The organism is Galbibacter kalidii (assembly GCF_026241135.1).
Lineage (GTDB): Bacteria > Bacteroidota > Bacteroidia > Flavobacteriales > Flavobacteriaceae > Galbibacter.
Map to the genome: position 1 here is coordinate 1 of NZ_JAPFGA010000032.1, position 13070 is coordinate 13070.

The following is a 13070-nucleotide window of genomic DNA, read 5'->3' on the forward strand; positions in this document are numbered from 1 at the left end:
ATCAGTTCCTCACAATCTATGAAAAAAGGGTCAGAATCTAATTAAGAATCCAACCCTCGATATTTTTACTTACACACTTTTTGGGATAGTGTCTTTTATACCTTAAAGCTTCGGGATAACAGAACTTTTTTATTGTCTTTTTCGGGTTTGCTATGTCTCAACCTATAAACCGACTTCACCTTCTATTATGTGTTTGGTATAGTTGTTTGTATATTTTCCTTCCCCCCAAAAAAACCAAATTGTATAACATTACCTTACCGTTTATTTTCTTCTCATTCCGAATCCGTCTCGTCCTTGAACGAGATTGTCACCAAACCTGAAAGTCACTCCACCGACTTGTAGATCCGCCAGGTTGTCAATTTCATCTTCATTTTTATTTGTCCAGCAGTCAATTGCTGTAAACTCAAAGTCTTTCGGAACGGGATAAAAGAATATTTGTGTCCCCCCGTCATACGTGTTTATTTGAGTTTTATAGTCCTTGAACCTTGCGCTAATGTCACCGATTGTGATTTTGAACGTGTCGCCCCAAAATCCCAAGTAGTCTATGGGGTGGTCAGGATCGTCAATTGATAGACTTGGATTGATGCAAGCTCCTTTAAATCTCTTGTCATAGGTGTCAAGGAATTTTGAGCCCCTTATCTCGTTATTAGGATTAGGTTTCTCTGTCCCAATGATATCTGTCAGTCGGTGAGTTGTCGGGTTATTTTCTTTTTTTAAAATGTCGCAGATAGTGTCGAACCACTCCAAGTCTGTCAGAGAGGCAAGTTTTTTTCTTATTTGCTGAATGTCTGTCATTTTTCAATTGATGCCAACGTTCAGCTATGATCCATACTTTGGTAGTGAGCGGGATGGATTCATAGCATTTGAGGGCGTAATGTTTATCGTATCGCTTCGTTCACCATTTTGCTGTCTACAAATTGCTCAAAGCTGATTATTTTTCCGTCTTTCAATTTCCAGACATGGGCTACTCTGGCTTCAAAAGGTTTGTTTTTTTGTAAATTCCTGTATACGTGCCATAAGCAACTACCTTATCATCATCGGCAATATAATCTTCAGGTGTAAATTTGTAATGTATCCATTCATTTCCCAATCGGCTAAAAACATTTTTGGTGATGCTTTCCAAACCTATATAAGTACCTGCATACGGAAAACCTTTGGCTTCTGTCCAACGGATATTTTCGGATACATATTTGGCAAGGTTTCTGCTATTAGATTCAAAAGTTTTAACTCCGTTCCTCAAAAGGCAAGATTATTCCCTTTTCTAAATAATCCTTTAATCCCTTTAGCAGCATAGCCCAACAAAATGAAGCTATCCGAAAGTGGGTGTTACATTCCGGCCAACCAAGATGGGTGAAACGCAGGTACACATTGCCATTTTCTTCGGTCATATCAAAACCAAATGTAGTTGAATCCCAGTCCAAGTCTGATTTGGTCATTTTTACGGAAAATGTTTGATTTGAGACTATCTCATTTACTTTTCCGTACCAATCATATTCTGGTGTAAAGTAAAAATTATACTCCGCTCCCAATTTGGGTCTCCCTGCGCATTTTAAAGGCCACCAATTGACTATATGTTTAGGTTCAGAAACTGCTGAAAAAACCTTTTCTATTGGTGCATTTATAGTCAAATCGTGATAAATCCCAAAGCTTTTGTCCGATTTAGTTGTTGTTTGAGTTGTCTTCATATCGTTTTTTTTTTGAATTACCGCCATAGTCCAATAATCAGTCCCATCACAACAAAGCTAATGGTTACATAACCACCGTGAATCAACATATATTTTGTGGATTTTCTCTCAAACTGCCCAATGGTAAATATGGACATCGTCACCCATCCAAAACCTGCCAAAAAACCTGCAATGGCTCCCCAACTTGCAGTTGTCTTGGCATCATTTAAAAACATTGCCAGATTAAAAGCCATAACAAATGAAAAAAGAAAGGTAAGTACAAATATTTTACCCATATTTCCTTTTTTCAGGTCATCTTCCGAGAAATTATTTTCTTTCATCCAAACCTTTCCAAATAGCACAGGTGAATACCAAAGACCACCTATCAGGAAATTAGACAAGGCAGCGACAATTACTGCTAGCCAATTTAATGTTGAAATGTCCATATTTTTACTTTTTTTAAGGGTTTACTTTCCATATTTTATCTGATGCTTCTAGATATTCGGACAATGCTGCCGAGCCATACCAGCTATAAAGTTCAATATCCAATAAGCCTGCTTTAATGGCAGGATCTGTTTGCAATAATTTTTCAGCATCTTCAACAGTGGTTACATCAAGAATGAAAATGCCGCGATAGTTGTCGTCGTTTTTCCCAAACGGCCCTGCAACTATCAATTTCCCTTCCTCAACCAACCGGTTTATATTGTCGAGATGCCCCCGAAAGCTTTTGTTGATAAGAGCTTTATCGGTTGTTTGATTGGTTCCTGTTTTAAGAATTACAAATATGTAGCTTTTCATTCCGTTGTCATCTGCGCCTAATTTTTGTGCCAATGCTTTGTCGTAATTGGGATTTGAAACGGTTGAATCGTTCCGGGTTTTCACTACATTTTGCTTTATCATTTTGTAAGCAAATCTTTTCTGGTTTCCGTCTGATACTTTCACAAACACTTCTGTGTTGGATAATTTTTGGTAAACAATCTTTTTAGGGAAGTCGTGTTTGGGGTTTTCAAAAGTATATGTGCTATCGCTTTTCGTCAGCTTAAAATTTATGCTCCTGCCCTTATTTTGATTTAAGACGGTGGCGGTATAGATGGTTTCATTTCCGTTTCGTGAAATATCCAAGTATTCGGAAATTGAAATTTGTCCAGACTCTATTTTATACGAAAATCCTTTTAGGGTATTGTTATTGAGTTTGTCCCAATGTTCATAGGTTTCTTTGTTTTCTATTTTCCAAGTTCCCTGCAAAAATTCAGGAAAATTTTCTATCAATGAGGGATCTATCTTGCTTGTTGTTTTTTCTTGAGAGGTTGTTTTTTGTTTATACCAATCATATGTCTGCTTTTCTTGCCACTTGTTGTCTATGAACGAAAATGATGTGGTGGAGTGCTTATTTTCTAAAAAAAGCGTTATATGTTTTTCTTTCCAAATGGTTCCATCTGGTTGCGAAAATGTTTGGATAGATTCGGTTCTATTTGATTCAATAGATTTTATTTCTCCACGTCCCATAATATTGCCATAACCAAATTGGTTTAACATCGTTTTTTGGTTTTCATTATCCCAATACTGACGAAATTGCCAAAAATCATATTCTTTTCCATTTTCGGTTATTCCGTACAACCGCCCAACAATGCTTGTATTTCCCAATGCGTACTTCCATTCAATAACATATTTTTTGTATGGTTCTTTATCTGAGAAGAAGGGTGTGTTGTCGGCTACCCAAATTCCTTGTAATTGTTGCATATTTTGAGTAAACCATTTAGGAATTTGGGTATTTTGGGCATTTGCTGACCAAGTTATTAAAAAGTAAATGAAAAGTAGAATGAACCGCATTAGTTTAATGTTTTAGGATTATTTTTTGGTAGCTTACTTCGATGTTTGGTTGATACGTTATCGTTCGTTGTGCACTATTATCCAAGACTGTAATTGATGCAAATGGTTTGTTTCTGTTAAATTCAGATTTTAAGATAACCATTTCCTCTCGTAGGCCTGCCTTTTGTGCATTACTATTATTGTAGACTTCCTTTATTGTCTGCCTATTTTCAACCTTTTTACTTTTAAATCCCTTGTCAAAAAAGGTATTTCTTTCTTGAATAAGCTTATAGTCGTTGCTTAACCAACCTAAATCATTCAATGTTATGTGTTTGCCATCTCTGATATGTTTGTCCCAATCCGATTTAGCATCAATTCCATATGTTTCGGCAATTGCGAAAAAGTCCGGAAAGCTGATTTCGCCTTTATTTTCCAATGCTTTTTGAATGATTTTGTACAGAAAATCCTCAATATTTTCTTTGTTTTCAGTTGTTTTTCGAATAATATTATCCCACTTAAAACCCAATAAATCGCCTCTGTAATAGGAGACTTTTTCATAAACATTATCAAACAGCCCCAGGCTGTCAACTTTTTTAATTTCATCTATATTTACAGTATGATGCTGGTTCAACGAATATTTTAAAAGCGTTTCGTTCAACATATCAACTAATTGTTGTCGGTTAATCAGTTTCTGGTTCAGGAGCATTATTCTTGGAGCGTAAGATGTAATACCTTCATTGAAAAACTCCGTTTCGTATTCAGAGCCTATTCCAGTTTTATCCCGTTCAATATCTGCCATTAAAGGAATCCAATTATGTAACGTTTCGTGGGCCAATAATTGTAATAAATCGGGGTTCGAAGCACCTTTTCGAACCAATGCTACAAAAGCATTTTCTATACCTGTTCCGGCTAAAATGCCGTCTCTTTTGGTAACGGAAATTAAGAAATGTTCATTTTCAGAAAAGTCAAAAAGCTGACGTTGGTAATTGATGATGGTCTGAATGTCTTCTACCATCTCAAGTTCGTCTCTAAAGTGGTGGCTGATGATAACATTTATAGGTTTTCCTTGACTTTCTATTTTATAATAATCATAATCTCCTCCTGCAATGAAAGGTTTGAAATCGTTTAGGTTTGTTCTAATAGAAAAATGATTTTCACTTGTTTTTGAGAGATTTGTAAATGTTACCCAATTATTGGGAACATTATTGAAATGAAGGTCGAACTCATACTCTTTTTTTTCAAGACTTAATGTAAGCATCCATTGCGGATAGAAAAAATGAAACAACTCTGGCTCGATCACAGGACTAAAGGATGAGGTTTCAGACAACTTGGGGTCAAAAGAAATGGTGTAATTGATAGTGATAACTTTGGAAGGCTGGTGATGGATGACTCTTTTTTTGGGTTCACCAAAAACAGTTTCTACTTGTCCATTCGATACAGTAAACTCAGCTATACTTCGGTAAATTTCATCCGTTCCATACTTATCATCTGGTAGTGAAATAGTGGTGATACCATTGGAATTACCTTGAAAAGTTGTTTTAACAGTAAGATTAACCCTATCATCTAACGGAACAGGCGTAATTTCGTAAATTATGGTATTTTCAGAATGGTTATCCTTGTCTTTTACCGAACAGTTAACAAGAAAAATCAGTAATACGAAATATGTAAATCCCTTTAAATTCATTATAGGGTAAAAATTAGATAAAGTGCAAAATTAGGGAGTTTTTATGACTAAGTATTGTAAAAAATTAACCTCCCTTGTCCAATGGGAAGAAATTGGGATCGGAAGCGTTATACCCACTTTTAATGTACTTTGAAGGATTAAAGCCACAAAATTCCTGAAATTCCTTTATGAAATGTGATTGGTCCGTATATCCCGTTTCGTATACAATATCAGTCCAAATAATTTCTTCTTTTTGATTGATGTTTTCCAATAAGGCATTGAATCGAAAAATCCTATGCAGAACCTTTGGGGTAAGTCCACAATATTTTTTGAATTGGTCTATAAGATTTTTTTGTGTCTTTGGATAATCTTTCAGTAATTCATTGTGTTTGGAAAAGGGGTGGTTTTGCAATTTTACCACAACATCAATTATTTCTTGGGGAGGTGCTTTTTTCTCGTCAAGGATTCCTACAAGCCATCGTTCAACAATTTTAAATTTATCAGTGATGTCTTGCTCGTTAAAAATATCGTTGCGAACTTTTAATATGCTATCTCCGAAGTAAGTTTCAGCTTGCCTTATGGTATGGTTTAGTTCATTTATGGGAATTTTTAAAAACGGAAATGCTCCTATTGGTTTGAATTGAATGACAAGCATTTCAGAATGTTGATGGGCAGATATATTGAGGTGTTTTTGTTGCATACCTGAAACCCAGTTTTCTTTGAAGTGGCCGATTGGTTTTAATTCGTTATCAAAGGTGTTTCTTTCAAACCCGTCCAACTCAATAAGAATAAAGATGTTGCCTGTTGGCACAACCCTTTCAATGCTATGTTCGGGAACATAGTCTTTGTAGTAAAAGATACTTTGTATGTATCTGTCTAAAGGATGCTTTATGTTAAGTGTCTCAAATACCACTCTTGTCGGTTTTTCAGTTTTTACCATTACCACAACGGTTTTGTCTAAGTGACAGTAACGGGAAAATGCACGAGTATTTTCTAAATATAGTAAAATGAGTTGAATTTCTGATTAGGAAATTCAGCCGTTATTGCACTTACACGTTGTGTCTTTTGCACAAGTTAGCAAAAAATTGATATAGGATTGATGTTAGCTTGAAAGTTGACTTTTATCTTGCAGTATACCAAGAAAAAAGCGTATCACAAAAACTGTTCAACCAATCTAAAAAAGTACTTGAACTTTATAAAAAACACGCCAAAAGTAGTGAGGGATAAGGCACTTTGTTTTGTATCATAAAAACATTCTTGTACGGGTTCATATGTTGGGTAACTGTAACTAATTCAATTCCTTTTCAATCAATACTATTATATTTTCCGGATGTTGACTGAACATGCCTTTCCAATCCGGATCAGGTACCAAACTTCTGTACAGCATTACTAATGCCAAACCTTCATCCTGTGACCACCATTTCTTGTTTCTCCTAGTTGCTTTTATCGCAACATCTTTTGCCACTTTTCCGCCTTTAGGGTGCTCAAGCCAGGAGACTATTGCATATTGGCCAATACCTTCCATAGTGAGGAAGACGTGATCCATTTCAACCAGAATTCCTTTTTTGGGCTTCAAATATTCCTCCTGACGTTTTCTTAACTGCGCTAACCCTTGCTTTGCGAGCTCTGTCGTTTCCTTTTTGTTTTCTGCTGTTGCCGCTCTGTAAAACAAATCGATTTCCCTTTTAAATCGCTCAACATAGATGGGGTCATCGGAAAAATAATTCTGTATAATATCATCGTTGACATTAAAATCAAACTTGTTGTTCTTTTCAAATCCGGAAATCTTTGAACCAAATCCGTTCATTTGTCTGGTATGGGCAAATTCATGAACAAAAATACCGGTAAGCATTTTGTCAAGCCCAACTTCCTTACTATCGACACCGGCACTTTGCCAAAAGGATGGGGCTGCCATAACAAAAAAGGATTCGACGCCTTCTTTTTCTGAAGGAGCGGCAAAGGTCATTAATTGTACCGGAACTCTTTGTCCGGTGGGAAGGCTTAGAGTATCATTATGAGTGGCTCTTTTCCAAGGCAATTTTTCACCAAATAGTTTTGGTCCGTTGAATTTTTCACCACCTGGAGCAGATTCGTTGGATGTCGTGTAAACGTATTCATTATCGTAGAACAATACGACCGGTGGGTTGGTCCGGGGCAGTTTGAAGACATCACCGGCAATCAATTCCCAGGCATCGAACCAATTTTCAAGCCATTCCAACTCAATTTCCTGGGAATCCTGTAACACCTCACTTTTTACCTGCTTGTTATTTTGACAAGGGAAGAAGAATCCAATTGCCACTATAAGAATCAATTGTTTCATTTCGGTGATGTATTTTTTATTGTTCCAGCGGTCAAGTATAAGCGTAGTACGGGTTTTGGAGCGATTCATTGTCCACCTGCACTAAACTTTGATAAATGCTAAAGTGTTAAATTTTAGCGATTTATATCGAATTACGTTTATATAATGTGCCTGTTGCACAAGTTAGCAAAAAATTCATATAGGGTTGACATTATGTTTTCATAGGGTATATAGATTGAAGTGTGCAAGGAAAAAGAGCGTACCAAAAACTGTTCAACCAGTCCGGTTGATTGATCGTATACCGGAACAGAACTTCCATTGCCGGTTGAAAACACTATTGGTGTCAAACAGGTTAATAAATGTATGCAGCTCTCCGCTATTGCCTACAATCCGAAAAAGCACCTGAAATTCATAGAAAAATGTGTCAAAAGTAGAGTAGGACAAGACACTACACTTTTATCATAAAAATGTTCTTGTATGAGTTCATAAGATTGGTTTTACCCCCTTTTCTTAAAGTGCAATTGATCAGTCAAAAATACCGCCCTAAAAGAAGGCTATGGGGGAAATATTTCATAAATCATAAGATTGTGCAACGGTTACCATTGCTGGCATTTGAACAAGCTATTGCCAACAACAAAATGAATAATTAATTTAATTTTCATCCTTAATAATTAATAGTTATGTAGGGTCATAATAAATGCCAACTCGTTATATGATTAGTAAAATACATTTTTATCCCTTAAACCTACCTGTCGGCAGGCAAGATTTCGGAATAACAACACTTTTTGATTTGTTATGTCTCAACCTATAAACCGACTTCACTTTCTATTATGTGTTTGGTATTGCTGTATATTCCCCTCTTCTCCAAAGAAACTAAAAAATTGGAGAAGTAAATTACTGAAACCTGTAGAAGTGTTATAATGGTCTTTTACCCTATTGAATAATTGAATATCAGTGTTTTACCCTTGATTGCTGTTTTGTTTTTATTAATCTTGTATTTGTATAATTTAAAGGTTATAAGGGGGCTATGGATAAACAAGTGAAAGTTTTCCTTTTATACATATGAAAAAGTCTGCCGAAACGAATTTCGAGCAGACTTTTAAGGTTCCCCCAAACCTACAATTGTAAATATTTTTAATACTGAAAAATCGAAAGGTTTCAATAATATATTAAAGTTACTTGTTTATTATAAATCTTCAAGGGGGGTTTTTCCCCTTTTTCAAAAATCAAGATCTCAAAAAAATCTGTTGCGTGCGGTGCCGGATCAAAAAAAACATTTGGATTGTCTTCGAACCTATGTAAATCCACCAGCAATTCGAATCCATACTTTCTTTTTTCAAAAATGAATTTTCGCAAACTGTAATTTAATTTGTTGTTTTTTATACGTTTCAAGATGTTAATTTAACATATTGAAGGTCAATGATATACATTTTGAAAATTCTGTTTATTGCAGTTTTGTTTTTGCAACAGGTATATTTCTTTACAAATATGATGTTACTTTTATTTCATAAATGTAAATTAAAACCTCCCCAATCATTCATAGGTATTTCCCCTTTCCTCAAAATAAGCTATATCTTTCGGTTTCCTATATGAGAAAAACAGACCCAGCTTAGTCAACATGGCGTTCATGTTTGACCGGTATCGGCCACATGAACGCTTAGTTATTGGCTGTGGTTTTTATATTTTTTCAATCAGTTCTTTAGGTAATATTTTTTCTAAAATCACTTTTTGTTTTTTCTCAATTACTAAAAATTTCCAATCAGTTTGTCCGTTTTCCGATATTCCATAAACGTCCTTTTGAGATTGAATTTCAAAAAAACCTGTTTCTTCATTATATTTTACATTGTCAGAACCAAAGGTTTGTTCAAATGAGAGTTTTGTCATATTTATTCTCATTTTCTTTTCATCTTCAGTTTCCTCTTCTTCACTATTGATTTTCATATTCATTTGATTTGAATATGTCAATAATGCATAATATTTGTTTTCTATTTTTTGAGCATCATTAATTTTTAAAATCTTGGGGTTCTTTAATTCAAATTCCATTGATGGGTTATTGAAGGTTTGTTCCATTAAATTTATCATTTGCGATTTAGGAATAATCTCAAAAAATTCAGGGGTGATAAATTCCATAGATTTCTCAAATTCCATATTCACAATTGAATTTAAGTACTCGGTAAATTCCGATTCAATTTCTTTTTTGTAATCTTGGGCAATTCCGACTGAAAAGATTGTCAAAAACAGAATTGTAAGTAAGTTCTTCTTTAAGTTCATTATTTTAATTTAAGGTTTGTTGGTATGAAGATAGCCAAAATTTATAAATTCAGCCCTGTCCCAAAAATTGTCCTGTGCGTTTCATTTTCTTTTACTTCTGCTTTTATGTTGAGGTTTGTGGGGTTCATTTGCTTTATACGGTTTACAAATAATGTATTGTTAGCATAATTGGTGAAATAACAAGTAAAGTTTTTTCATTTGTGATTGTTTCTTATATGTTTACCAACGGTTCGGCTAGGGTAGTTGTGTGGATTAGCACTTAGCTTTGCAAGTAAATACCGAGCTGAAAATTTCGCAGGACACGAGCGCAGCGAACTGGCGTCAGCAATTTTCAAAAGAGGCAAGAACAAGCAATTACGTATAGCATTGTTACAGTCAGTTTTTATAGTTTTCCATTAGGAATTTATATTGTTCCGCTAAAATGTTTGGATGAGTTCCATGCCCAGCTCCTTTCACAAAAGAATATGTTTTTAAAGGTTGTTGCAAGGCATCAAAGTAAGCTTTTGAAATCTCAAACGGACTTAAAATATCATGCTCTCCCTGAAAAATGTGAACGGGAGCTTTCAAATGGGTGCTGCTTTCCCACAGGTTTATTTTCTTGCTCATCCCGACTATCCCAAGGTTTTGGTCTCCGATAAAACTGAAGAAAGAATAGTCATCTCCTTCAAACCTGTTTTTTGCATCTGTTTTATTGTCGTAATCTGGAGAAGGATTCCACCAATTCTGCGGAACAGGACTGGAATATTTTCGTTCATATTTTTTTATGATTCGAAATAACCTGCCGGCAGTCATTCCATTGTCGTAGGGTGGTTTTCCAATTTCTGTGAGCTGTTTCAATGACTCCTGGTCATTTTCCCGTGTTGCAATTTCCTTGATTTTTTGATAGGCAAATTTTAAATCTTCAGACGGATTTACGATTTGGGAATTGCCTATATAGCATCGAAACAGTTCCGAATTTTCCCCCAACATTTTTACAGCTAAAATTGACCCCCAAGATTCTCCCATAAGAATAATCTTTTCCTGATCAAGATAATCAATCAAATATCCGGCCACCTCAACTCCATCTTCAATCATCTGTTCCAAACGGAGGGGATTCGACTTTAAGAAATCAGCATCAAGCTTGTCAGGTGTATTTTTGCCATACGTTTTTCCTGAGCCTCTTTGGTCCCAGTTAACGATCGTAAAATCTTTCTTCCAATCGTGAAATATAGTATCCGCATAGGGGCTCATTGGACTCCCTGGTCCACCATGGATATATAATATTACTGGATTGTTTTTGTCATGCCCCTTAATAGTGATCCATTGTTCAATTCCTCCGATTGTCACAAATTTTTCTTCTTCAATGCCATCACCGTTTTGGGGGTTGTGAACCAATGAGGAACCTTGGGCAGAAAATGCAGCTAAAAATAATAGACAAAATATCTTAAAGTGTGTGGTATTTTTTTTCATATGATTTAATTGGCTGTAATGACCTGCTAAACGCAGTTTAGTTTTACGAATGAAAAGATAATAAATAATAGTTTGAGAATTTGACCTATGTAGGTTAGAGGTTTCAAATTATTGTTTACCGGCAGTCATTATTCAATTTGGTTTAGCAGATCATTATGGTCACACTTGCTACTGTCCACCCGCACGAAACTTTATTAAATGACAAAATACTAAAATTCAATACTTTAGGCTGCATTAAGCATAGCCAATCTATATGTTGTACAACTTGTTATATGATTACTAAAATACATTTTTCACTCCCTAAACCTACCTATCGACAGGCAAGATTTCGGGATAGCAAAACTTTTTATTGTCTTTTACGGGTTTTGCCATGTCCCCGCCTTCATGCGTTATAAATTGACCTTACGTCTAAGATCTTATGTAAAATAAAGTGCATCATACTTGCATTACATACACCCGTATGAGTACGATTACCCCCATTAAGAGGAAAATCACATTAAGCACCCAGCTCGCATGTGCTTTTTTTGAAAACCCATATATGCCCATTAAAAGACAGCCGAGACTATACATTCCCAGATACATCATGGACTGACTACTAATGATGTCAAAACTGTTCAGACTGAAAGCCAAAAGCGCAAAGACTGAACCTATCCAGCCTATTATTTCCCATATGTATTTTCGAAATTGTACCATATCTTTGCTGTTTAAAATCCGTTAAACATTCAATACCGCAAAGGAACGACCGGGGTATTGAAATAAAAATGCTAATATTGGATTAACTAATGCAAGAATTGAATCAATACGAATGGAGCTTCAACAGATAAAATACTTTTTAGCCTTGTCAGAAGAACTTCACTTCTGGAAAACATCAGAGCGGATGTTTATTACACAGTCAGCCCTCAGCAGACAAATAAAAGCCTTGGAAGCTGAGCTGGGTGTACAGTTGTTTGAGAGAAGTAAGCGTACAGTAAAGCTTACCGAAGCCGGTATGTTTTTAAGAGACCGATGGCATCCCATGTTGGATGAAATAAACAGGGTACATATGCAGGCAAGGAAGATTCATGAAGGGGCTTCCGGTTTTATCAGGATGGGTTATCCCGGATTATAGTTTTATGCCCAAATTGATTACCGGGATATCTCAAGCCTTACCGGATTTAAAGATGGAACTGATAGAACCTACCGATATAAGTTTTGAGCAATTGCTGCTCAACTATCAAATGGATATGGCTTTTAGGCGCGATCCGGCTGTAAACCCTGCCTTACAATCGACTTGCCTGTATTCAGAAACCTTTGCACTTGCTGTGCCGATGAACCATCATCTTAATGAGGATAATTTTAAAGGCTTACAAGATTTAAAGGAGGAAAAATTTATTCTGTCAAATTTAGGACAAGCCACTTTTTATGCGTCGAGCCTTCGCCAAATGTTCGAAGATTATGAATTTGATCCCAACGTATATATAGAAACAGATTTTGGAGGCATGGGACTCGGACTCGTTTCTCAAGGTCTTGGGGTAACGATTCTTCCGTTCTCCTATTCTTATAGCGCCTTACCTAATGTACGTTTTATTACACTACCCTATGAAGTGAATCTTTATGTAACATGGCGGAAAAATGATAACAGTCCGATGCTGAATAATATCCTAAGATTAGTATCGGAAACTGCTGGTAAATTTCTTACGGAAGAGGAGGGGAGTTGAATGTTGAAAGAGTTTGATATTCTCCGGGGACCGGGAATTATCGAAACCTATGAAAGCCACTTTCTTTTACTACTTCCTGACTTATGAATTGAATAGGGATTTTAGAGAAGGCTATTAAAATGGATCATTCCTAAAAGTTGTGTGAGAATTGAAGTAAAGTTCGATCTTTGCAAAAAAAATACTTGCATTGGAATTATCACTAGACCTATTACGATTTA

General features: G+C 35.7%; 13 protein-coding genes. 2 read left to right on the plus strand and 11 right to left on the minus strand.

The features are described from left to right. Window positions 1-261: 261 nt before the first annotated feature. The 11 genes from OOZ15_RS19120 to OOZ15_RS19170 form a co-directional block, all read right to left on the minus strand. On the minus strand, window positions 262-795 hold the full coding sequence (locus tag OOZ15_RS19120) for a hypothetical protein (protein ID WP_265958052.1): 534 nt from the start codon (window positions 793-795) through the stop codon (window positions 262-264). A gap of 169 nt (window positions 796-964) precedes the next feature. After that, complete coding sequence (locus OOZ15_RS19125; RefSeq protein ID WP_265958053.1) at window positions 965-1240, minus strand: nuclear transport factor 2 family protein; 276 nt, start codon at window positions 1238-1240, stop codon at window positions 965-967. Then, entirely contained in the window at window positions 1224-1685 is a 462-nt protein-coding gene (locus tag OOZ15_RS19130; protein ID WP_265958054.1) for an SRPBCC family protein, read from the minus strand. The genes OOZ15_RS19125 and OOZ15_RS19130 overlap by 17 nt, the downstream gene beginning before the upstream one ends. A 17-nt stretch (window positions 1686-1702) precedes the next feature. Beyond that, complete coding sequence (locus OOZ15_RS19135) at window positions 1703-2110, minus strand: DUF1761 domain-containing protein (protein ID WP_265958055.1); 408 nt, start codon at window positions 2108-2110, stop codon at window positions 1703-1705. A 13-nt stretch (window positions 2111-2123) separates the two neighbouring features. Next, window positions 2124-3404 carry a YciI family protein gene (locus tag OOZ15_RS19140; RefSeq protein WP_265958056.1) on the minus strand — a complete coding sequence of 427 codons (1281 nt, stop codon included), beginning with the start codon at window positions 3402-3404 and terminating at the stop codon, window positions 2124-2126. A gap of 94 nt (window positions 3405-3498) precedes the next feature. Continuing rightward, window positions 3499-5157 (minus strand): M61 family metallopeptidase, encoded by a 1659-nt coding sequence (locus OOZ15_RS19145; protein WP_265958057.1) that lies wholly within the window; start codon window positions 5155-5157, stop codon window positions 3499-3501. A 64-nt stretch (window positions 5158-5221) separates the two neighbouring features. Beyond that, the gene (locus OOZ15_RS19150; RefSeq protein ID WP_265958058.1) at window positions 5222-6076 is read right to left on the minus strand and encodes a helix-turn-helix domain-containing protein; all 855 of its coding nucleotides are present in this window, start codon (window positions 6074-6076) and stop codon (window positions 5222-5224) included. Window positions 6077-6424: 348 nt separating this feature from the next. Further along, the gene (locus OOZ15_RS19155; RefSeq protein WP_265958059.1) at window positions 6425-7525 is read right to left on the minus strand and encodes a hypothetical protein; all 1101 of its coding nucleotides are present in this window, start codon (window positions 7523-7525) and stop codon (window positions 6425-6427) included. A 1587-nt stretch (window positions 7526-9112) separates the two neighbouring features. Next, window positions 9113-9706 (minus strand): hypothetical protein, encoded by a 594-nt coding sequence (locus OOZ15_RS19160; RefSeq protein ID WP_265958060.1) that lies wholly within the window; start codon window positions 9704-9706, stop codon window positions 9113-9115. A 375-nt stretch (window positions 9707-10081) separates the two neighbouring features. Then, on the minus strand, window positions 10082-11155 hold the full coding sequence (locus OOZ15_RS19165) for an alpha/beta hydrolase family protein (RefSeq protein WP_265958061.1): 1074 nt from the start codon (window positions 11153-11155) through the stop codon (window positions 10082-10084). 435 nt (window positions 11156-11590) lie between these two features. Beyond that, window positions 11591-11848 (minus strand): CBU_0592 family membrane protein, encoded by a 258-nt coding sequence (locus OOZ15_RS19170; protein WP_265958062.1) that lies wholly within the window; start codon window positions 11846-11848, stop codon window positions 11591-11593. 112 nt (window positions 11849-11960) lie between these two features. Between OOZ15_RS19170 and OOZ15_RS19175 the strand changes: the two genes are divergently transcribed. Further along, complete coding sequence (locus OOZ15_RS19175) at window positions 11961-12263, plus strand: LysR family transcriptional regulator (protein WP_265958063.1); 303 nt, start codon at window positions 11961-11963, stop codon at window positions 12261-12263. Next, window positions 12217-12852, plus strand: a complete 636-nt coding sequence (locus OOZ15_RS19180; RefSeq protein WP_265958064.1) for a LysR family substrate-binding domain-containing protein — start codon at window positions 12217-12219, stop codon at window positions 12850-12852. The genes OOZ15_RS19175 and OOZ15_RS19180 overlap by 47 nt, the downstream gene beginning before the upstream one ends. Window positions 12853-13070 lie beyond the last annotated feature (218 nt).

Coding starts and splice junctions, on each gene's coding strand:
- OOZ15_RS19170 (WP_265958062.1), bottom strand. CDS start 11,848: ATGGTACAATTTCGAAAATACATATGGGAAATAATAGGCTGGATAGGT.
- OOZ15_RS19160 (WP_265958060.1), bottom strand. CDS start 9,706: ATGAACTTAAAGAAGAACTTACTTACAATTCTGTTTTTGACAATCTTT.
- OOZ15_RS19140 (WP_265958056.1), bottom strand. CDS start 3,404: ATGCAACAATTACAAGGAATTTGGGTAGCCGACAACACACCCTTCTTC.
- OOZ15_RS19155 (WP_265958059.1), bottom strand. CDS start 7,525: ATGAATCGCTCCAAAACCCGTACTACGCTTATACTTGACCGCTGGAAC.
- OOZ15_RS19175 (WP_265958063.1), top strand. CDS start 11,961: ATGGAGCTTCAACAGATAAAATACTTTTTAGCCTTGTCAGAAGAACTT.
- OOZ15_RS19120 (WP_265958052.1), bottom strand. CDS start 795: ATGACAGACATTCAGCAAATAAGAAAAAAACTTGCCTCTCTGACAGAC.
- OOZ15_RS19165 (WP_265958061.1), bottom strand. CDS start 11,155: ATGAAAAAAAATACCACACACTTTAAGATATTTTGTCTATTATTTTTA.
- OOZ15_RS19135 (WP_265958055.1), bottom strand. CDS start 2,110: ATGGACATTTCAACATTAAATTGGCTAGCAGTAATTGTCGCTGCCTTG.
- OOZ15_RS19130 (WP_265958054.1), bottom strand. CDS start 1,685: ATGAAGACAACTCAAACAACAACTAAATCGGACAAAAGCTTTGGGATT.
- OOZ15_RS19180 (WP_265958064.1), top strand. CDS start 12,217: ATGAAGGGGCTTCCGGTTTTATCAGGATGGGTTATCCCGGATTATAGT.
- OOZ15_RS19145 (WP_265958057.1), bottom strand. CDS start 5,157: ATGAATTTAAAGGGATTTACATATTTCGTATTACTGATTTTTCTTGTT.
- OOZ15_RS19150 (WP_265958058.1), bottom strand. CDS start 6,076: ATGGTAAAAACTGAAAAACCGACAAGAGTGGTATTTGAGACACTTAAC.